This window comes from Rummeliibacillus sp. POC4, assembly GCF_003576525.1.
Taxonomy (GTDB): Bacteria; Bacillota; Bacilli; order Bacillales_A; family Planococcaceae; genus Rummeliibacillus.
In genome coordinates this window covers 64,989-86,132 of the sequence record NZ_QWUA01000002.1, presented here as the reverse complement: position 1 = coordinate 86,132, position 21,144 = coordinate 64,989, and the positions used below count along the sequence as shown (strand labels likewise).

General features: G+C 35.2%; 15 protein-coding genes. 4 read left to right on the top strand and 11 right to left on the bottom strand.

All coding sequences use genetic code 11. The features are described 5' to 3' along the window. Window positions 1-74: 74 nt before the first annotated feature. Window positions 75-2,207 carry a bifunctional glycosyltransferase/CDP-glycerol:glycerophosphate glycerophosphotransferase gene (locus D1606_RS00915; RefSeq protein ID WP_158582298.1) on the bottom strand — a complete coding sequence of 711 codons (2,133 nt, stop codon included), beginning with the start codon at window positions 2,205-2,207 and terminating at the stop codon, window positions 75-77. 378 nt (window positions 2,208-2,585) lie between these two features. Between D1606_RS00915 and D1606_RS00910 the strand changes: the two genes are divergently transcribed. Together D1606_RS00910 and tagD are read left to right on the top strand one after the other, a co-directional pair. Further along, window positions 2,586-3,746, top strand: coding sequence for a CDP-glycerol glycerophosphotransferase family protein (locus D1606_RS00910; protein WP_119414136.1), 1,161 nt, complete (start codon window positions 2,586-2,588; stop codon window positions 3,744-3,746). Between the two features lie 77 nt (window positions 3,747-3,823). Next, window positions 3,824-4,213 carry a glycerol-3-phosphate cytidylyltransferase gene (gene tagD, locus D1606_RS00905; protein WP_119414135.1) on the top strand — a complete coding sequence of 130 codons (390 nt, stop codon included), beginning with the start codon at window positions 3,824-3,826 and terminating at the stop codon, window positions 4,211-4,213. A gap of 104 nt (window positions 4,214-4,317) precedes the next feature. On the opposite strand, the gene D1606_RS00900 is transcribed toward tagD, so the two are convergent. The 7 genes from D1606_RS00900 to D1606_RS00870 all read right to left on the bottom strand — a co-directional run bounded on the left by D1606_RS00900 (window position 4,318) and on the right by D1606_RS00870 (window position 12,691). Then, window positions 4,318-5,715: a polysaccharide pyruvyl transferase family protein gene (locus D1606_RS00900; protein WP_119414134.1), complete on the bottom strand. Its 1,398-nt coding sequence runs from the start codon at window positions 5,713-5,715 to the stop codon at window positions 4,318-4,320. A gap of 15 nt (window positions 5,716-5,730) precedes the next feature. Then, complete coding sequence (locus tag D1606_RS00895; protein WP_233547992.1) at window positions 5,731-6,999, bottom strand: CDP-glycerol glycerophosphotransferase family protein; 1,269 nt, start codon at window positions 6,997-6,999, stop codon at window positions 5,731-5,733. Window positions 7,000-7,188: 189 nt separating this feature from the next. Continuing rightward, window positions 7,189-8,280 (bottom strand): glycosyltransferase family 2 protein, encoded by a 1,092-nt coding sequence (locus tag D1606_RS00890; protein ID WP_119414133.1) that lies wholly within the window; start codon window positions 8,278-8,280, stop codon window positions 7,189-7,191. A 161-nt stretch (window positions 8,281-8,441) separates the two neighbouring features. Next, the gene (locus D1606_RS00885) at window positions 8,442-9,602 is read right to left on the bottom strand and encodes an aminotransferase class I/II-fold pyridoxal phosphate-dependent enzyme (protein ID WP_119414132.1); all 1,161 of its coding nucleotides are present in this window, start codon (window positions 9,600-9,602) and stop codon (window positions 8,442-8,444) included. A 196-nt stretch (window positions 9,603-9,798) separates the two neighbouring features. Continuing rightward, a complete protein-coding gene (locus D1606_RS00880; RefSeq protein WP_119414131.1) occupies window positions 9,799-10,953 on the bottom strand; it encodes a CDP-glycerol glycerophosphotransferase family protein in 1,155 nt (384 codons plus the stop codon). Window positions 10,954-10,955: 2 nt separating this feature from the next. Then, on the bottom strand, window positions 10,956-11,981 hold the full coding sequence (locus D1606_RS00875) for a ribitol-5-phosphate dehydrogenase (RefSeq protein ID WP_119414130.1): 1,026 nt from the start codon (window positions 11,979-11,981) through the stop codon (window positions 10,956-10,958). Then, window positions 11,978-12,691, bottom strand: coding sequence for an IspD/TarI family cytidylyltransferase (locus D1606_RS00870; protein WP_119414129.1), 714 nt, complete (start codon window positions 12,689-12,691; stop codon window positions 11,978-11,980). Before D1606_RS00870 ends, D1606_RS00875 begins: the two co-directional genes overlap by 4 nt. Window positions 12,692-13,247: 556 nt before the next feature. Between D1606_RS00870 and sda the strand changes: the two genes are divergently transcribed. Both sda and D1606_RS00860 read left to right on the top strand, forming a co-directional pair. Next, complete coding sequence (gene sda / locus D1606_RS19265; RefSeq protein WP_119414128.1) at window positions 13,248-13,460, top strand: sporulation histidine kinase inhibitor Sda; 213 nt, start codon at window positions 13,248-13,250, stop codon at window positions 13,458-13,460. A gap of 157 nt (window positions 13,461-13,617) precedes the next feature. Then, window positions 13,618-14,298 (top strand): hypothetical protein, encoded by a 681-nt coding sequence (locus D1606_RS00860; protein ID WP_119414127.1) that lies wholly within the window; start codon window positions 13,618-13,620, stop codon window positions 14,296-14,298. Window positions 14,299-14,332: 34 nt separating this feature from the next. Here the strand turns inward: D1606_RS00860 and D1606_RS00855 are convergent, their stop codons facing one another. The 3 genes from D1606_RS00855 to D1606_RS00845 all read right to left on the bottom strand — a co-directional run bounded on the left by D1606_RS00855 (window position 14,333) and on the right by D1606_RS00845 (window position 20,708). Then, window positions 14,333-15,040, bottom strand: a complete 708-nt coding sequence (locus tag D1606_RS00855) for a YqjF family protein (RefSeq protein WP_119414126.1) — start codon at window positions 15,038-15,040, stop codon at window positions 14,333-14,335. Window positions 15,041-15,328: 288 nt separating this feature from the next. Then, window positions 15,329-16,084: a hypothetical protein gene (locus D1606_RS00850; protein WP_119414125.1), complete on the bottom strand. Its 756-nt coding sequence runs from the start codon at window positions 16,082-16,084 to the stop codon at window positions 15,329-15,331. A 205-nt stretch (window positions 16,085-16,289) separates the two neighbouring features. Continuing rightward, window positions 16,290-20,708: a S8 family peptidase gene (locus D1606_RS00845; RefSeq protein ID WP_199670628.1), complete on the bottom strand. Its 4,419-nt coding sequence runs from the start codon at window positions 20,706-20,708 to the stop codon at window positions 16,290-16,292. Window positions 20,709-21,144: the final 436 nt, after the last annotated feature.

Sequence of the window (21,144 nt, the reverse complement as noted above, 5' to 3'; positions counted from 1 at the left end):
AGCTTCAATTGAGCTATTTAATTTTTTATACACATGAACAATATACATTATATATGATTTCCGTACTCATTTGGTTATTTCTGAAATACTTCCTGCACGATTTTTTCTGTTGCGTGTCCCGTTTCCCAGCAACATATTTTTTCGTAGAATTCATCGTATTTTTCTTTGTAATCTTCTTCGATTTGGTCGATATGTTGAATGGCATTTATGATTTCGTCCGTTGTTTTTAATATAGGTCCAGGCATTTGGTTTTCATAATCTAGGTAGAAACCACGCAACTGATCTCGGTATTTTTCCAAATCATATGCGTAGTAAAGGATGGGTCTTCGTAAATTTGAATAGTCGAAGAATACAGATGAGTAATCGGTGATCAAAATATCTGAGATTAGATATAGGTCTGCGATATCATCGTGTTTTGACATATTATAGACGAATCCTTCATAGCCATCGATATTCAAATTATCAGCTATAAAATAATGCATACGTAAGATGATAATATAGTCGTCACCAAGCTTTTCACGTAGCTTCTGAAGATCGAATTTTAAGTCAAACTTGTATTTTCCAGCTTCGTAAAATTCATCATCTCGCCATGTTGGTGCATATAATACAACTTTCTTATCAAGTGGCATATTGAGTGATTTTTTTACTTTCGTAATATAGTCTTCATTGTTATTTTGATATAATGTATCATTTCTTGGATAGCCGTATTCAAGCATTTTCTTATCAAATTTAAAAGCAGATTTGAAAATTTCGGATGAATATGGGTTTGCTGCAATCAGATAATCCCATAGGCGCGATTGTTGGTAAAAATCCTTTTTGTATTTTGGGTTCGCTGAATAGACTTCATCCATATCAAAAACAAGTCGTTTTAATGGTGTTCCATGCCAGGTTTCTAGAAAGATGTTACCTTCTCGTTTTTTCAAATGGAGTGGTTGGCGCATATTGCTTACCCAATATTTTGCTGTTGCTAAGTGATAATAGTAGGCAAGACTCAGTCGTTTCACTTGTTTTGCTTCGCCTGGGAGCTTTCTGCCTGTTTCATTAAACACCCAAACAAATTTGTATTCTGGGTAGTGTTCGACCATATATTCATAAATGGCTTTTGGACTGTCTGCATACTGTTTTCCAAGGAAACTTCCAAAAACGATTTTCTTGTCGTCTAATGGCATTTTCATAAAGATGTCACGATAAATTTGACGATAGAACTTGTTAAGACTGGTCAAAGATTTCTTCGTATCTCTCACAAAATAATGGATACCTAGGATGCGTAAGTATTTCTTATATTGTACTTTTTGTAAAGCCCTAAGTTCCTCACGAATGACAACATTTTGTTTTTTTACTTGGTTTTCAGATACTAAATTCATGATTGTTGAAAGCGTGTCAAATGCAGGTTTCTTCTTGTCATCTTCTTTCATCAATAAGATGAACTTTGAACGATATAATCTGATTAATTGGATATCTAGATATTTGCTGACTTCTACGTTATTTTCATATTCCTTTTTTAGTCGACTGAAAATATCCGCAAAATCATGAAGTAATACATCGCGATCACGTTGGCCTAATGATGGATTGGTAATGGGGTCATTACGAAGTCGACGATAATAGTATGAATTCTTGCTCATTACGATTTTGTACTGCTTATAAATCGGCATTAAAAAAGATAATTCGGAATAGCTATCAACTTTTTCATCAAATTTTAAATGTAAGGACTTAATCACATGGAGTGGGAAAAGTACACTTGATACTGACATACGTTTATAAAATCTAAAATCCGGAAGAGGTTTTGTACTTAGAAATTCTTCTTCCTGCTCTTTTATCGAAGCTTCTATGCCTTCTTTTTTATCTATTTTCACAACATGACCTGTATAAATGGTATCAGGTTCATCCCCCTGTAAGAGGTATTCGATTGCTTTTTCGTGAAGCATATCATCGCTATCAACGAAGTATACATATTCTCCTGTTGCTTGTTGGATGGCTAGGTTGCGGCAGTAGCCAACGCCCATTCTTTTGCTGTTTGTCATACATTCAAATCGATGATCTTGAGTTACAAATTGGTCTATCAGTTTACCGGAATGGTCTGTTGATGCATCGTTAATAACAATAACTTGTAAATCTATATATGATTGAACTGCTATAGATTGCAAACATTCTTGTAAGAATTCTTCAGTGTTGTATACGGGTACTATTACACTTACTTTTTTGTTCATAAATATTGGATACCCCTCTTTACCTTGTTGTACTAATTTCATAAGATGTTTTATTATGAATCATCTTCACATTTTACATTCAAGTAAAATAACTGAAATCGAGAAGACTATTACTTTTAAAAGGTGTCGCATATTTTATTTCTGTACTTTTATCTGTCTTCACTTGCATTATACCATTCCAAAATTAAATTTTGCTGAGAAGACTTATTATATTTATAAAAATGTAGTATTCAAAAGGGATTGAATCATTTCCTTTAATTCCCTTTAATGTGGGATTCGACAAAATTCGACAATCGTTTTGTTTCTTTTTAGAAAATGAAATATGAACTATGATATAATTTGTACCTGTAGAAAAGAATTTCTAGATTGGGTGAATAAATGAGAAAAGAATGGTTGAAAACACTGTTTTTGTTTATAAATAGATGTATTTTCTTCATTTTTAATATGTTTCCATTGAAGAAGAAAATTGTTTTTCTATGTGATTTTGGTGATAATGCACGTTTTGTTGTTGATGAACTTGTGAAGCGAAATTTTAAAAATATTGTGGTTTTACGTACTAGTAAATGTAAAGAAAGTTTCATAAGATCGGATGTAGAATCTGTTTTATCCTTTAGGATATCTAGTGTACTTGACTATTTGCGTGGTCTTTATCATTTGGCAACTGCTAAGACTATTTTAATCGATAACTATTTTGCCCTACTAAGTGCCATGAGCTTTCGTCCGGATGTTGAATGTATTCAATTATGGCATGCAGCAGGTGCGGTGAAAAAATTTGGCATGAAAGATCCTAGTGTTTTATTCCGCTCGCCATTGGCTATTCGACGTTTTAAGCATGTTTATAGTCGGATGGACAAAGTGGTCGTCGGATCGGATGAGATGGTACCTATTTTCAAAGCGGCTTTTGAAATGCAAGATCATCAATTTTTGCGAACAGGTATTCCACGTACAGATTTCTTTTACGATCAATCAGCTATGGAAAAGGCCAAACAGGAATTACTCGCAAAATATCCTACGCTACATGATAAAAAGGTTATTTTATATGCTCCGACTTTTCGTGACCAACAACTGGAGGCACAAAGTATTCCTATAAAATTTGAGAATATAATAGAACAACTTGGCGAAAACTATATTATGATGATTAAATTACATCCAGCTGTCGCCCATAATTTGGGGAACTTTAAACACCCATTAATCGTCTCAGTAGAAAATGATGTACCTATCAATAAACTTTTATGTGTAACGGATTATGTTATTAGTGACTATTCTTCTATACCATTTGAGTTTTCTTTGTTGGGCAAGCCACAAATTTTCTATCCTTATGATATTGAAAAATATGAAATGGAACGTGGCTTTTGGACAGATTACAGTAAATTAGTCCCCGGACCAGTAGTATCAACAGATGATGAACTTGTATTCGTGTTGAAAAAAGATGAGTTTGATATGGAGCAAGTTAAGACATTTTCTGATACATGGAATATGTTCTCGGATGGCCATGCAAGTAGTAAATTAGTGGATTATTTGTTGAAAAATTTAAGATAAGAGCGAGTCTCAAGAGTTCTTTCATTTTTAAATAAATTGTAATATAATACGCAATAGTATATCTATGGAGGCACATTATGAAAAGAGTAATTACGTATGGTACGTTCGATTTGTTACATGTTGGACATGTAAATATTTTACGACGTGCCAAAGCACTTGGCGACTACCTAGTTGTAGCAATTTCAACTGATGAATTCAATGCATTAAAAGGCAAAAAAGCATATTACAGCTATGAAGATCGCAAAACTATTTTAGAAGCCATCAAATATGTAGATGAAGTTATTCCAGAAAATACATGGGAACAAAAAATCCAAGATGTGAAGGATCATAACATCGATACTTTCGTAATGGGACATGATTGGGAAGGAAAATTCGATTTCCTAAAAGACTATTGTGAAGTCATTTATCTTCCACGTACAGAAGGTATTTCAACTACAAAAATAAAAAAAGATTTAATGAAAAAATAAATTCTTTGAATAACAGTGAAGCTAATTGTGATGGGATGCAAAATTTTACTTCCCACCAATTAATGATAAAAGGGCTAACGGAAATTTCCGTTAGCCCTTTTTAATTATTTTTTTGATGCAAACATATTAGCAACTTTCAGCGCTGTACGAACTGATTTGCGGTTTAAAGTACCTTGTAAATACTTTATTTGCTTATCTTTTTCAGCTAATATGTTGTGGTATTGTTCTTTATCTTTACTATTCCCTTTTTTAGCTTTTGCTTGCTGCTCAAGGGTTGTAAGCGTTTCAAAACGTTTAATAGCTTCTTGGACATCGCAACTTGCAATTGATTGGATAGGTGGCTGTAAATTTACTTTGGCTATAGCATCGTCTAATGGGACACGTGCTGGATTATTACCGTTTTTATAAATATGATCAATCTTATTTGTATTTAGGAAATCTATATAGCGATCAAAATTAGCACCTTGGTATTTTGATACTTCATGGAAATCTAACTTTTCAATAACATCCCATATATTCGTATTGTCATCAATGTCTTTCGCCCATATATGTGTTAAGTGATGGTATTCTGTTAGTTCTCGCATACGACCATCTTTAGGTATTAGAAGACTTGGTGTTCCTGCAATAGTCGCTGCAATATTCCCATGTAATCGAGCTCCAAATGAAAAGTCCGCTTGTTTTAAGAAATCTAACCATGTTGGAACATTTAAGAAATAGCGAACACGATTATTGACATATACATCATCGGTAATTTTCCCTGGATAGTTGTTATGTTCGATTTTTGGAATGTTAGGGAACCCAATGTATGTCAATCTCATTTCCTTTAACCATTGTGGTATGAAGTAATGATCAGGAAATTCATCCATACTTCTCGTTATAAAATCTAGTACGTTTTTAGGTGATAGACGTGATGAATTGACAGTTACCATAGATTCTGGTGTGATCGTTGTATCTCGGATTGTTAGTTCCCGTCCAAATGAATACATAGATGGGCAACCAATAGCCATATGATCTTTACCTTCACGGAATCCTAATCTTGAAAGGTAATCTGCAGTTATCTGTCCACGTACACCAACCATTGTAGATTTCTCTAATACTGCTTTGATAAAATCACGAACAACATCGTCAAATTCAAATTTATCATCTGGTTTTGGTTCGAATGTTGTACGTAATCCAACCCCAATAATATATACAGGGATTTTCAGTTTTTTTATCAGCTTGGTGTATTTTTTCATTGAAGATATAAAGTCACTTCGAAAAGCGTCCGCTAATGGGATAATATATGCATCATAGTTTTCGTTGATATAATCAGCTCTATCAGGATTGATATGATAATTGTCTGCATCAAATGTAACATCATCATCAGTCATCAATGTTCTATATACACTATAAGCATAAACTAGGTTTCCTACGTTTCCGCCGATTGAGTTTCTTACAATCATTTCTGCAGGAGTAAATGTTTGTAACGGGGTAATTCCCGATCGTATTAAATACTTTTTCATTTTATGTAACACTCCTTATTGTCTCGTGCTAGATTTAGATGCCATACAAGAATCGATTAAGTCAGCAACACGCTCAGTAGATTTGCCATCTAAGTTTTCAAAGAATTTATCTGTAAATTTCTTATAATCCACTTGTTCAATATCTTTTAGTTCTATTACTTTATCAATCATATCATCACATGTACGGACAATTGGACCTGGTGTGAAATCTTGATATGGAATATAGAAATCCCGTGTTTCAATATATTCTTCCAAATCGAAGCAATAGAAAATCATTGGTTTGTTCAATAACGCATATTCAAAACATACAGACGAATAGTCAGTGATTAAGACATCTGTAATAAACAGTAGGTCATTGACGCTTGGATATTTTGTAAAGTCTTTAATCTTGTCTTGGTATTCGGCTGGTATATGCATTCTTTTCTTAACAAATGGATGGAGTTTAATCAGTAAGATGCTGTCATCATCTAATTTTTCATATACTCGATCTAAATTGAGCATCTCCATCGGAAAATGAGCACTTGATTGGCCGTTACCACGGAAAGTCGGTGCATATAAGAAAATTTTCTTCCCTTCGAACTCTGGGTGTTTAGCATATAATTGTTGTCTTTTTTCTTTTTTATAATTGTCGTCAAAGAAAATATCTGTACGTGGAACCCCAGTAGGAATAACCTTATCTTCGGAAACACCAAAACCTTCTGCATAAAAAGGCACTACTTTCGATGAACTTACAATAACCTTTGTATAGTTTTTATGGTTTTTAGAATTAGGATTTGGACCGCCAACCTTTCCTACACGACTATAACCGAAAGTTTTAAAAGCACCTACTGCATGCCAAATTTGTACTAAATCAGCATTTTTGCGGATTTTCAGAGGATAAACCATCGGATAGAAGTCATCTAACATAATAACTTTTGAAGTAGCCATATTGTAAGCCAATTTTATAATTTCTAAATATCTTTTACGTGTTTTTACACTTTCTTTTAATAGAAAATAATATTCGTAATTATGTCTTTTTTCTAACTCATTATAGACGAATCTAAAATTATCACTTAATGTTTTTCGACTATCTGATAGAATGGAAATTTTGTTGTGATTAATGGGTAGTATGCAAAAGCACTTGTATAGCATTTGGAAAATTTCTTTTTTAAATTTACGATCTAGTTTTTTTCGCAATTTCTTTTTCATTTTGACTAACTTTTTCAATGTTGTACCTCTTTTACCATGTATTATTATAAGTAAGCGACCTTGTGGATTCAAAAAGTCAACGTTATCTTCTAACACCAAGTTCAAATCCTGATCCTAATGCACATTGAACTCTTGTAAACTACTGATAGGTTTACTATTATGGGTCCGTATCCTCATATTGCAATGCGTATGCCTTTACATTATAAATTCTTTTTAGCTTTCCTTCCAGGAAATCCTCTCGAAATACCGACAAAATACTTGTTCTTTTCACAAAATATGTGAAATTCATAGTTTTTCATTGTCTTTCAAATTACTTTTTTGTTTCCTTTTTAACTTTTTAATCTCCTTTTTTAATAGGTGATTTTCCTTTTTCAGCTTTGTCATATCATTAGTCAACTCTCTTAGTTTTTCAGCAATTGATAATTTATACAAATCATTTTCTCGAATATACTTTACTCTTCCGCTAAATATATCTGTTACATATTGGTCGGCCTGTATAGGAACATGCTTATTTAAAAATGCTGCATACAAAGACAACAAGTGCTCTTTTTTATCTTCTGTTATTTTTTTATCTTTATAAAAGGAGCGAAATTGGCCGTGTCTGAACATTCTCGTTACAAATTTCCCTGTTAATCGATGTTTGTACTCTAAATCTCCAATGGAACCTTGGTAAATACTCTCAATTATTTTAGTCATTATCTCAAAATATAATGACCCATTTAGTTGAACATCCGATAAATGTCCATGATCATGTTTTGTGATGAAATAACAATCATAGTCTGCTAATACTGAAATGTGATTTGTATTACATAACATTGTTACAGAAAAAGCTTGATCTTCGGCAACTATAGCATCTTTTAAAAAGGTCAAATCTAGTTGCTTGATTTTTTCGAGCTTGTACATTTTAAGAACAGATAGAGCGTAGAAAAGGCTATTTTCAATAATTTCAGCTTTAGGTATATTTCCGTTTTCAAAAACAGCTTTCGGTACCTTTCTGCCATTCATCCCGACATACTTTCCAATGATAATATCTGCATTGTTATGTTTACCGTATTCATACATTCTCTCTAAGGTTTCTTCAGCCAAGTAATCATCCGCATCGACAAAAAATATATATTCGCCTTTTGCTAAAGCTAAAGCGTCATTTCGTGGCATACTTGCTCCCCCAGAATTTTCAGTTCGACTGACGATTTGTATGAATTCTGGATATTGCAATTGATAAGATGTAAGGATTGTTTTTGTATTATCTGTAGAACAATCATCCACTACGATAATTTCATAATCGGCATGGCAAAGCGATTGATGTACGACAGAATCTAAACACCGTTTTATATAATCTTCTGCATTATATGCTGGGATTGCTACAGTAACTTTCAAATTTTCATTCTCTCCTCTTTACATTGCCTAATTATAATCTAGGACATTTTTAACACTTCTTCACTTAAGTTGCAAGAATATCAAAAAATACATACTAAAAGCTCCGATTCAACTTGTTAACTTAAATCGGAGCTTTTAGAGAATGTACTAAGCATAATTTTTTATAGCGAATGAACGAATGCTTCTAGGCGGTCCATACCTTCTTTAAGTTCTTCGTCAGAGTATGCGTAGGTGATACGTAGGTAGCCTTCTCCGTATGGAGTGAAAACTGATCCTGGGATGACACCGACGCCGCCTTCTTTTCGTTGCATGAGGCGGATTGCGAATTGTTCAGATGTTAGTCCAAATTTCTTGATAGATGGGAAGATGTAGAATGCACCGTTTGGTTTTTTTACTTCAATACCCATTTTAACAAGGCGATCGTAGACATAATCGCGTCGTTTGATATAGCTTATGTTCATCTCTTGTGGCGTATCTTTGCAATTGGTTAGTGCTTCGATTGCTGCATATTGGCTTGGAAGCGCTGCGCAGATTGCATTGAATGAATGAATTTTCGCTACTTCAGCGATTAATCGAGCGTCTGCCATTAAAAAGCCTATGCGCCATCCTGTCATGGAGTGAGATTTAGAAAGACCATGGATAAGGAATAGGCGATCTTTTAGCTCGGCATAGGAACCGAATGAGCGATGTTCTCCGACAAATGTATTTTCGCTATAGATTTCATCTGAAATAATGTAAAGATCTTCATCCTTCAATACATTTGCAAGTGCATCCATTTGTTCATGGGAAATTGTTGCACCTGTTGGGTTAGATGGGAAGTTAAATAAAACGGCTTTTGTTTTTGGTGTGATTAGTTTTGCTAGGCGTTCGGCAGATGGTTGGAAGTCTGTATCTGTTGTGTCTAGGTAAACTACTTTTGCACCGCAATACGTAATGACTGGTTCATATCCAGAATATATTGGTGCTGGTAAAATGATTTCGTCCCCAGGTGCTAAGATTGTACGGAAAACAGAGTCAATAGCTTGTGTTGCACCGTTTGTAACAAGGATTTCATCTTCCGGTTTGTAGTGACAATTATATTTTTCGGCGAAGAAGGCGGCCACTGCTTTACGTAATTCGATTAATCCTGGATTTGCGGAGTAAGTTGTTAAGTTATTTTCAATCGCTCGTATTCCGGCTTGTTTTACTGATGCTGGTGTTGGGAAGTCGGGTTGGCCAATTGTTAAATTAATCGCATCTGGATAGTTAACTAATTGATTTGAAAATTTACGAATTCCAGGTAAACCTAGTTGATCCATTTTTGGATTCATTGATAAAGACATGTGAAAATCCTTCTTTCGTTATGTTTAAATTTAGTTATTGTATTTATTATACTCATAAATCTGAAAAATGAAATATTTTATTGCTTATTTTAGAAATAGATGCTATAAAACATAAGTTTAAAAGAAAAAGACAGAAAATTCAAAGAAATTTCATGTGCTCTTTGATTTTTCTGTCTATTAAACGATCATATTGACCTTATTCACATTTTAATAACTGCTCCACAATCTCTTTTGCAATTCCTTTTGTTTTAGAAAAGTTATAGCGTACCATTCTGCTCGTATCAAAATGTTCGCTAGCTTTTCTCTCATTAATCCATTCAATAAGTTGAGTTCTTTTTTGTAAAACGGGACCGTCTGATATAGTCTCTATTTCGTTGTAAAGGCCTCGACTTTTTTTGTATTCCTCTAAATCCGGAACATAATGTGCTAGTGGTTTTTGAAGAAGCCCAAATTCAAATATTGCAGAAGAATAATCTGTTATAAAAGCATCCGCTAATGGCATCCAATCATTTGCAGAGAATTGACTATTCATAATAATATTGCTTTGTTTTTGCAACCTTTCAAATTTGCTCTCCTCCATATATGGATGTCCTGCAAATATAATAAGTTTATCCTTTTCGATTTGTTTTGAAATAGCTAGTATTTCTTCGACCATATCCAAATCAGATTCTCTATAATTGTTTGCTGCGCGGTATGTAGGAGCAACCAGAATCTTCACCATTTGCTGCTGTTCTTTAGTCAATGACTTTAAAACTTTTTTATTTGTTTTTTTTACATATTTTTCATCTGCAAAAAAATCAATACGTGGAACGCCTATTGGATAAATACGTTCTTCTGACATGTGAAAAGCTTCTGCATAATAGGGAATCATGTTCTTAGAAGATACGAAAACATGCGTATAATGAGAATGAATCGGTATGATTTTCAAATAACTACTACTAGGTCCAAATTTGGTATCTACCGTACTATAGCCAAATTTTTTAAAAGCGCCTGCAGCATGCCATAATTGTACGATACTCGTACCTTTTCTCGGCTTTATTAAATATACAGGTAAATAATAATCATCTAGCAATATGTACTTTGCATTACTAATATACGCAATTTCTTTAAACTGTCTAAGATTCATCTTATTATTTGGTATGATGAATTGGAACTCTAATTGTGGCTGAGTTTTTTTTAACTCTTCATATACAGCCTTTATATTACCTTCAAGTTTTTTGTGACGATATAAAGGAATAACTACCTTGTTTTGTTGAATCGGACGGAATATGGTCGTAGCTTTATAACAACATTGAAAGATTACTTTATAAAACCATTGAATTTTATATTGTATCTTTTTAAGGATACTCATAACTAAATTCTCCAATTCATAACAGTTTTTCCCCATGAACTGGACAAATCAGATTCAAAAGCTTTTAGAGCGTCTTGAACAGAAGTGACATCTACTACTTGTCCAATTAATGTTGATAAGGAATCAACAATCTCTGGATGTTCTTTATATATACTCACTGTTCTTTGGAAATCAGCTAAACCACTACGACTACTTCCTATCAATGTAAGACCTTTTTCAAGAACCATACGCGTATTGATTTCTACTGGATATTCACTAACACCTAGTAAGGCAATAGATCCTTCCGGTTTAATCACATCTATAATTTGGTCAATAGCATATTGACTGCCTTTTCCACCCGCACATTCAAAAGCATGGTCAATTTCATATCCTTCTGGAATATCGTTGATAAATATAGCTTCATCGCAGAATGAGAAATGATTTAACTTATAATCTGTTTTACCGAAAATTGTTACTTTGCAATCAGGATACAATGTTTTTAAGAACAGGCTAGTTATAAATCCTAGATTTCCGTCTCCCCAAACACCAAACGAACCTCTACGTTTAATGGCTTTTTGTTCAAATCGGCTAATGGCATGTACTGCTACTGAAACAAGCTCTGTATAAGCAGCTACATGCATATCGATTTCTTCTGGTAGAATAACAAGACGATCTCTTCGGATAAAAATATAGTCTTGCATAAAGCCATCATAGCCACTTGATCTAAAATGACTCGTTCTTAAATAATTTTCAGCAATATATGGATCATCTTCAACTGGTTTGTTTGGTACCATCACTACTTTTGTACCGACAGGGATTTCATTTTGCGGATCATAAGCTACCTCTCCCACACCTTCGTGAATAAGAGCCATTGGTAGTTTTTTCTTCATCGCTTCTTCGCCACGAGTACCTGTATAATAACGCTGATCAGCAGCGCAAATTGATAGGTTTGTTGGACGGATAACGACTTTATCGGCTGATATAGAACTGTCCTTGTATGTGACTTCAATTTGTCTTGGTGATACTAGTCGATAAACTTGGTTAATCACTTATCCATACTTCCTTTCAAAATGGCATTTGAAACACTCAAATCATAAGGGGTTGTTACTTTAATGTTAAATGTTTCCCCACGAACTAATTTAACTTGATGCCCTTTTATCGCAAAAATTTTACAAGCATCTGTTAAAATTTCTTTTTCTTCATCAGTTAACGTATTGTAAAGTTCTTTTAACTTTGTAATTTTAAATGTTTGTGGTGTTTGCCCTTGATACATATGGCTTCTCACAGGAATAGATGAAATCATTTCACCATCTGTCGATTCAACGATTGTATCAATTGCACTAATAACTGTATCAACAGCATCGTGCAACAACCCTTCTTCAATATTTTGCTCAATGATTCGATGTGTTAAGAAAGGTCGAACAGCATCATGTGTAATAATAATGTCATTATCGTCAACTGGAGCAAAACTTTCTATATAGTGGATGATATTCATAATTGTCCCATTACGATCAGCTCCACCTTCAATAACCTTTACGGTAGGGATATTTACTCCGTATTTTTCGAGAATATCATTTGTATGTCTGATCCATTCTTTTGGTGTTGCAACGATGATCAAATCAATTCTCTTGTTCAATATAAATTTTTCAATAGTATGTACAATAATTGGTTTGTCGTTCAAATGTAAAAATTGTTTAGGCATTGGGACATTTCCCATACGCGTGCCCTTTCCTCCTGCTAATATACCAGCATAAATCATGTATCAGCACCCCTTATAAGTTAAATATCTATTAATTTATTATTTCAATTTTTAAAATTCGAATTTGGACTTTTCTTCATTCTATAGTCCTTTCGCCACATCGGGAATATTGTAGCACATTTCTACAGTATGTTCTACTTACATCGCCCTTTCAACAACGTTCAACGTATTGCTTATAACTTCATATCTACTACTCTCATTTTCCATTTTTATATAAGAATGAAGTATGAAGTTCAATCATGTTCAACTTTTAAAGTGTGGAATTTTATCGAAATAACCAATGTAAGCAAAAATCCCTTAAAAACTTTTCGACAAATTTCCCCAATTCAGTAAATTGTGGATAAGTTTATACACATTCCCCACATAGTTGTACGTACATTTCGTTATTTATCCACACAGTTTAATCACAACTTATCCACTTATAGTTGTGGATAATAGGCCAGTTGTTTATCAATGAACAATCTGATAAATTAAATGTACAACTTAGCAACTATCAATATATTCCTCTTTTATATAAATTAGAACATGAAATTTTCAATTGGAGGTGAATGAAAAAATGGATACACTATCGGACGAATTATTAATCGAGGCTTACAACGAAGCAAAGACATTTCAATTAAATTCGGATTTTATTCGTTTGTTAGAAGATGAAATTCTTAGAAGAATAGCTGTCAGGATGATAATAGATTGTAAAGCAGAAAATATTGATGTCACCAAAACTTCCCCAATAGATTCTAATGCATTCAATAGATATTTTAACCTTGCTTAGATTATTTTTAGGTGTGCTCAAAAAGTGAGCACTTACTTTCATTTAATATTGTTTATATAATTATTTAACAACCTCACATATATCTGCATAATCTAGTTTATGGGTCATAGTCCAAAGTACTTTGGCCAGATAAACAAACGTGGGAGGATATAATAAATTGAATCCTTATTCAAATGGTGTTATTTCGTATTCGCTAACACAAATGTATCAACCACCTTATTCTCAATACACTGCTCCTGTTCGATTCTTTCTAGTGCAACCTCCGTCAATATATGATTATCGCTGTAAAAGCAAGGCCGAAACAGATTATGTTAGTATGAATCGGCTTCTTTGGATGGAGCATGTAAACTGGACTCGTATGGTAATTACGAGTATCGTTTTTAACTTACCCGATGTACAATTTGTTGAAGAACGTCTTTTAAGAAATGCGACAGATTTAGGAAATTGTCTTCGTCCTTTCTACGGTGATCAAGTGGCGGATCATTACACAAAGCTTATCCATGATCATCTTACGATTGCAGCTGAACTTGTTACAGCGGCTGTTAAAGGTGATACAACTACCGCAAATGCCAAAGAGATAGAATGGTATAAGAATGCAGATGACATTTCCCTATTTTGGAGCAAGATTAATCCATATTTACAACAAGAAGATGTGAAGAAGATGTTCTATACTCATTTGGATTTAACGAAAAAAGAAGCCGTTACGATGATTCAGAAAAAATATAAAGATGATATTGAAACATTTGATCAGATTGTTATGGAAGTTTTAATGATGGCTGATATGCTTTCAAATGCTGTTGTGATGCAGTTCTATCAATATTTTCAGTGCCGGTATTAAGGTGTGAAACATTGTTAATGTGGCTACAATTTTATTATTTTTCTGTCTGGCTTTCTTTTATCGGCAAGTAAAGGAAAGCTTTTTTATATTTTGAATAATGGACAATCGGTTTGTTCTCTTGTACTTGGCCCATTAAATATGGCGCTATTGTATTTTCATGAACGACTCCATGTGCACGCTGTAATACCCATTGCGTATGGCCATTATATTGTCGGATCAGTGTCCCCGTTGTTTTTGTCCATAGATAATGCCGTTCTGTTAGCCAAAATTCTAGTGGTGTCCGCATGATTGGCTCAGATATTGGTTTAACAGTGGCTATTAATGTTTCTGGTGTATGACCATTTTCTTCCCTTCTATTTTGAAATGTTAAAGTACCTTTGTCTCTTTTCTCATACATTTTCGCAAACTGAAAAGGTAGTATGTCCCCTACACTCGCTAGCTTCGATACGATTGGATTATTTACGTTTATGTTAAAAAAATATACACCAGACTTTCCCTTATATTTCACATAAGTTCGTACGTTTAGCTCCAAAAAAGAGCTTGTCCCTGGAATAGGTGGTATAAATCTAAAACTCTTTTGTTTCATCTGAAAGTACACAACTCCAATCCAGGCCATTCCATCGAATGTATCAATCTCCAATTCTTGTGGCACATGTTCTCGCAAGTCCTTTGCCATTATCGGCCAATGAAGAAAATACACATCCTGCCATTCCTGTTCCATCACCCACGGTCCTTTACTCATATATGTATCCCTCTTTTCAGAAAGTCATAATCGTACATAGTTATTTGCGATATCAAGTGGATTCAGACAACAGATTTGATGATGGTTTATTTAGGTAGGGTTTCGAGGTCACGCGGTTTTGGGTGGTGGTCACGCGGTTTCGGTGGTCAGTCACGCGGTTTCGAGCTCTCCTCCCGCGTTTATAGAAATTGAATCCACGTTCTACACAATTTAAGTCCTGCATGAATAAAGCTCGATTCCGTTTTTCACAGTTCGAGCTTTTATCTTTTATGTGAACGGATATATAACTCATCCATCTGACGATAATTGTTTCTTGAGTATTTTTTGTTTTAGATCAATCATTTTTTCTTTGGATGGATAGAGGAATGTTGAGTTTAGAGCTTTGTCGATGGAAATTAGAGCATCATCAAGTTCTTTTGCCTTTAGTTGCGCATCCGCTAAATAATACCAGTAGTATGAGTAATTGTAGATTTGGACTAATTGTTTATAAAAAGAAACAACTTTTTTAAAATAATAGGGATAAACATCTTTGGCTAGTACGAACTCTTTGCCATCGTATCGATATACGTCAACCATATAGGCATCTCCTGTATCATGACTCCAAATTGCCAATTCGTATTGACCATCTTTTCCGTATCGTCCGGGCATATCTTCCACAAATAATTTACTATAAACCGTATTGTTCGGAAGCAAATTGGTGAATCCATAGCCCTTCCACTGTAAGATGATTAGTTCTGACCATATGCTTCCAATTTGCCAACCTACGATTAGTGATTTTACGCCATTGGGGGTTATTTGAACTGCCATTAGCTCAGTGATTGCATATCCTTTTCCTTTGATCTCCATAACGGGGTACCAATAGTCTATTGTTTTTTTTAATAAAAGAAGATAATTTTCTCCTCTAAATTGATAAGCAACGATTAGCTCTTTTAAGCGGTCTCCATCTATATCTGCCAACAAAATGGCCGGTCTGTTGTTTTGTAATTTTAGAATAGTGGCTGTCGGTGGTAAAATATTTTCCAACAACTGTTCGATTTCATCCATGTCTCCCCACCCTCTCATAGTAGTGTATGCTTACTTGGGAATGGGGAATAGTTGGGTAACATGCTGTACTTTTATATTTGGAGGTAAGTTAGCTTTTGAAACATTCCTTTTTTTCTCTTGCACGAATGGGGCTATGCCATAAAAAAAGATGCCATCTGAAAATACAGATGACATCTCCTATTATTTAAAAGGGGTAAGTTTTATGTTATTTCGATAGATTAATATACAGTTTACCAGCAGCTTTTTGACGTGTTTCGTTTTTGAAGCTGTCGACCGCTTTAACTTCGATCACTGCTCCGTCTGCTACAGTTCCATCTGGTACAGTCCAGTATCCTACATAATGACCATCTGATTCTTCAGTCAGTGGGAGTTCTGTAGCGTTTGATACAGTATCATTTACGTTTGTTAATGGCATGTGGATGAGGAATGTTGCTTTCACATCCGGCTCACTATCAAAGACGATTTTAACTGTTTTACCAGTTGTCAATGTAAGATCTTTTGCTGGTGTTAAGTTTTCAATTACTGGTGCAGTGTAATCTGCAGTTACAGTTACTTTTTTCGTTACTTTATTTTTTGCTTTGTCTTGTGCCACTACTTTGATCTCATTAGTACCTTCATCTAAAAGGATACGAAGAGAGTATTTACCGTTTGATACTTTGGCTTCTTTGCCGTTTACTTTAACCCAGTCAAGGTTAGCATCAGCAATTGTTCCTTCAACTGTTACAGTTTCACGATTTGTTTTTGAGCTATCTTGTGGACTGTCGATAGTCAAAGTAGGATTTTCTGTATCTAAAGTTACTTTAATCGCTTCAGATTCTCCAGTTACTTTACCAGCCAGTTTAGATACTGCTGATAACGTGTTCTCCCCTTCTACTAGTGTAGCTGGGATTGAGAATTTACCGTCAGAGCCAACAACTACTTTACCAGCTTCTTTGCCATTTTGTTTTAGGGTGATTTCTGTTGTTGGTGAAGCCTTCCCTTCAACTTGAACCGCAGATTCACTTGTTACCGACTCTGCTACTGGTGAAGTGATAACTGGTGCATTCACCTCATAGCTAACGCGTGCGCGAATCATATAGTTACCCTCTTCTGCTGGTGATTTAGACCATGTGCCAGAAACAGCTTGATAACTTCTTTCCGCATTTTTGCCATCTTCATCTGTTGCAAGGCCAGGAGCATTTGGATTTGCATTTGTTTGGCGATATACCATATAGAAGTCGCCGTTAACAATGATATTGTGCTCACTTAAGTCAACAACAGTCCATTCGCCATTACGTAGAGCAGTTGCATTAATTGGACCTGCAAGTTTTTTACCTGGAGTACCTTCAGCACCAGTTGCATCCCATACTTCTACTTCAAATACTGTGCCACCAGGGTTTGGCCATGTTGTATCCCAGAAACGGAATACGCCATCTGTTACAATCCCTTGCTTTTCGTTTTCTGGGAGTGACATTTTCACTGCCCATGCATTACCTGCTGCATTGAATGCACGTGCATTTTCAGCCGTTCCATCATCGTATCCAATTTCTCCACCAGGGTAAGTGTAGAATGGTTTTAATTGAATATCCTTCGATTTTGCTTCTTCACCGATTGAAACAGTAAACTCTTGGCTATTGTATCCACGAGCAACTACTTTTAATGTATAGTCCCCATGATAAGCTTTAATAGAGTAATTACCTTCAGCATCTGTTGTTACAGGTGCAATATTTGCATCTTCTTTAAGCAGAAGTGTTGCGCCTTCGATTCCTTCACCTGTTGACTCATCAGTAATCTTACCGCTTACTGTGTTTTGAGCGATTTCTTGTAATGTGAAGTTAGCCGTTGATGTTTCATCTGCTTCAACTGTTACAGATTGCTGTTTAGATGAGAATCCATAAGCTTCCGCTTTTGCTGTAAATGTTCCTGTACTATGTTTCAATGAATATGAACCTGTAGCAGGATCTGAATATACAGAACGATTAGATTCTAAAATGCTTACTTGTGCTCCTAATGGTAGAAGTGTTGGATTGACAACTTTTTCTTCAACAGGAACTGATTCTTTTTCAGGTTTTGTTGGTTTAATAGTTTTAGGATCAATCGCTTCTTTTTTAGAATTCTTGTCTTTTCCTTTACCACTTACAACAATCACACCTGTTTTCTTATCTTTACCTTTTGATACTTTACTAGCTTGAGAACTGTCTGTTAATGCTATGTCATCAATATACCAGCCTTCTTTTTGAACACTTGAATCTGAGAATCCATTAAAGCCAATATAAATACGTTGACCAGCATATGCAGATAGGTCTACTTCAGCATCTAGCCAACCATTCGACGCGCCAGAAACTCTCATTAGTTGTGTCCAGTCTTCATTGTTTGTTGAGACGAAAACTGTGCCATAATCATATTCCCTACCAGAAGTAGACTTTTCAAAATTAAACCATTGTTTAAATTGTAAAAATGCATTTCCTTCTGGAAGATCGATTGGTGGCATCACTAATGTTGCATTCATACTGTTCGCATAGTTTCCTGCTAAGTTAGTAGCATAAACTTTTTCGCCAGATGCAGCATTTCCTGGGCCAGAAGTTGGTTTACCCCATTCCCAGCTATTTTGGTTACCAAATGATGTCCATCCAACTGGTTGGGATTCTAAGTCTTCAGAATAACCTACTGTAATGCCTGGTTTGACTTTTACAGTGTACTCATCACTTACAACTTCATTGTTACCAAAGTCATTGACAACCCATTTATATTTGAAGTCACCAACTGGAACATTTTCGCCAGGGACTTTCACACTGAATTCGCCTGATTTATAGTCGCCAGATTTACGGAGTGCTTCGATATTTTTCCAATCACCGTTGGCATCTTTATATTTTAAAACAACAGATGCAACGCTAATATTATCCGACGCACTTGCAGTTAGCTCTAAATCCATACCCGCATAAGTTTCTTTTGGTGCAGTATGTTTTAGGACTGGTGCTTCATCATCTTCACCTTGCTTCGTTACTTGTCCATCTATAGTTCCTAGACCAGTAGCGATGGATGATACTGCTTGGTAAGCGTCAACTAATCCATATCCATAACCATGGTTTGGCGTTTGTGGATATTGTGAGTCTGTTAATGGTGTTGCTGTTTCGAGTAAGATATCTTCCATCTCATCAACAGTTAAATTTGCACTTACTTGACGAAGAAGTGCTGCTACACCAGAAACAGCTGGACCAGCCATAGATGTTCCATTCCATCCGCCTTCATACACGCTACCTGGTACAGATGAACGGATATTAACTCCTGGAGCAGAGATATCTGGTTTTATTTTGTCATACGGTGATGGCCCACGTAATGAGAAGCTTGCTACTTTGTTATTGATATCAATTGCGCCTGTTGCAAAACTTTCAGGATAGTTTGCTGGTGCGGCTACTGAACCAGCTCCACCTGGATTTGTGAGTGTTGTGTTTCCTGCAGAGAACTCTGGGAAAATTTCAGCTGCACGCCAATTTCGTACAACGTCACGGTACCATTCATCAAGTCCAGGACCGCCGCCCCATGAATTGTTTACTACGTCAGGTGCCATATCTACTCGTGCGTTACCGCTTGAGTCTGTTGGCGCCAAAATCCATTCTGCTGCTTCTAAAAGGTCTGTATCTGTTCCTCCATTAGAAGTAAATGCTTTAACGGAGATGAATTTTGCACCGGGTGCTACACCGATTTGGTTGGTGCCATTCGGTTCGCTACCGACCATTGTTCCTGTTACATGTGTTCCATGTCCAAGATCATCGTATGGTGTAGCTCGTCCAGCTGAGGTTGCATCAAACCAGTTAAAATCGTTTGATACTTGCCCAGTAGCCTTATTGTACCCACGATACTTTTCTTTCAATGCAGGGTGGTCCCATTGAACACCAGTATCAATACTTGCGACTACCGTACCGCTACCATCAATACCCATCTCCCAAGCTTCTGGAGCTTTTACACGTTCAACATTCCACTCAATACTTGAAGTTTTAGCTTTTTCTTCAACTGCATTTTTTGCTTTTGTTTCAGCAGTTTTTTTCGTTTTAGGTAGATCCTTCACTTTCAAAAATGATGGATCTTCTTCAGAACTTACCTTGGTCGTATAAAGTTGGCGTGTTTCATTTGGTAGTACTTTTTCTACTTCCTCAAAAGTTGCAACCTTCTCTGCTACCTCTTTTGTAGCCGTAACAGCCATACCATTTACGATATAGTAAGACTCAATGTCTTTTGCATTGCCCTTTTTAACTTCTTTCTCAAGATATTGCTTTACGGATTCTTGTGATTCAAGAGATGTCGCCTTTAAATCCGATACTACTGCAGAGCGTTGCACAAATTTCGTTTGTTGTGCTGATAGGTTGTCCTTCTCTGCACTTTTTCTAGCTTGTGTAGCTACTTTGTTGACAGATGATTTGTCTTTAAATTTAATCAAGAAAGTTAGTTTTTCATCATCTTTGAAATCCTCTAGTAAACTATTACTTACTTTGTTTTTTACAACAATTGAATTTTGATTGGACTCACTGAATGATGAGTGAATCTCATTTGTTTTCGCTCCTGCAATGTTGGGCGTTAGCATCGAAAATGCCATAAGTGCTGATGTAGCAAGACTCAATGCTTTAGCATAACGTCCTTTCCTTTCCATTCGCATTCCTCCCTCTATTTTTTGGGTGTTACTCGTTTTCTAGATGTAAGAAAATTTAAGATAACTTAATAAGTCCAAAGAAAAAGAAAACACCTTTCCCCCCTTTCCCAAATGGCATTTAGGTAAATAGATTCAAAGGTGTGGATACATTCTCTAGTTGTTAAAGTTACTATATATTAACAAAATCAAAAATTTTGTTAGTCTATGTCGAAAGTTTTTAGAATTTTCAAAATTAATTGTTTTCTACTAATCACATGGGGGACTTTAGTATTTAATTTAGAGGATTGAAAACCGAATCTAACTACTAAAAGTGCCTGTTATTACTGGTTTCATGGGGATTTTAAAAGTGATAAATATAATAACCTTATAATTCATAAAATAAAAAATGCATAATTACACCCAAAAAGGATAAAAGCATGTCATTTGGATATTTAAA

Excerpts from the sequence above, each read along its gene's own strand:
- D1606_RS00910 (WP_119414136.1), top strand. The coding sequence starts at position 2,586 with ATGAGAAAAGAATGGTTGAAAACACTGTTTTTGTTTATAAATAGATGT.
- D1606_RS00885 (WP_119414132.1), bottom strand. The coding sequence starts at position 9,602 with ATGTCTTTATCAATGAATCCAAAAATGGATCAACTAGGTTTACCTGGA.
- D1606_RS00900 (WP_119414134.1), bottom strand. The coding sequence starts at position 5,715 with ATGAAAAAGTATTTAATACGATCGGGAATTACCCCGTTACAAACATTT.
- D1606_RS00915 (WP_158582298.1), bottom strand. The coding sequence starts at position 2,207 with ATGAACAAAAAAGTAAGTGTAATAGTACCCGTATACAACACTGAAGAA.
- D1606_RS00880 (WP_119414131.1), bottom strand. The coding sequence starts at position 10,953 with ATGAGTATCCTTAAAAAGATACAATATAAAATTCAATGGTTTTATAAA.
- D1606_RS00845 (WP_199670628.1), bottom strand. The coding sequence starts at position 20,708 with ATGGAAAGGAAAGGACGTTATGCTAAAGCATTGAGTCTTGCTACATCA.
- D1606_RS00850 (WP_119414125.1), bottom strand. The coding sequence starts at position 16,084 with ATGGATGAAATCGAACAGTTGTTGGAAAATATTTTACCACCGACAGCC.
- tagD (WP_119414135.1), top strand. The coding sequence starts at position 3,824 with ATGAAAAGAGTAATTACGTATGGTACGTTCGATTTGTTACATGTTGGA.
- D1606_RS00870 (WP_119414129.1), bottom strand. The coding sequence starts at position 12,691 with ATGATTTATGCTGGTATATTAGCAGGAGGAAAGGGCACGCGTATGGGA.
- D1606_RS00855 (WP_119414126.1), bottom strand. The coding sequence starts at position 15,040 with ATGAGTAAAGGACCGTGGGTGATGGAACAGGAATGGCAGGATGTGTAT.
- sda (WP_119414128.1), top strand. The coding sequence starts at position 13,248 with ATGGATACACTATCGGACGAATTATTAATCGAGGCTTACAACGAAGCA.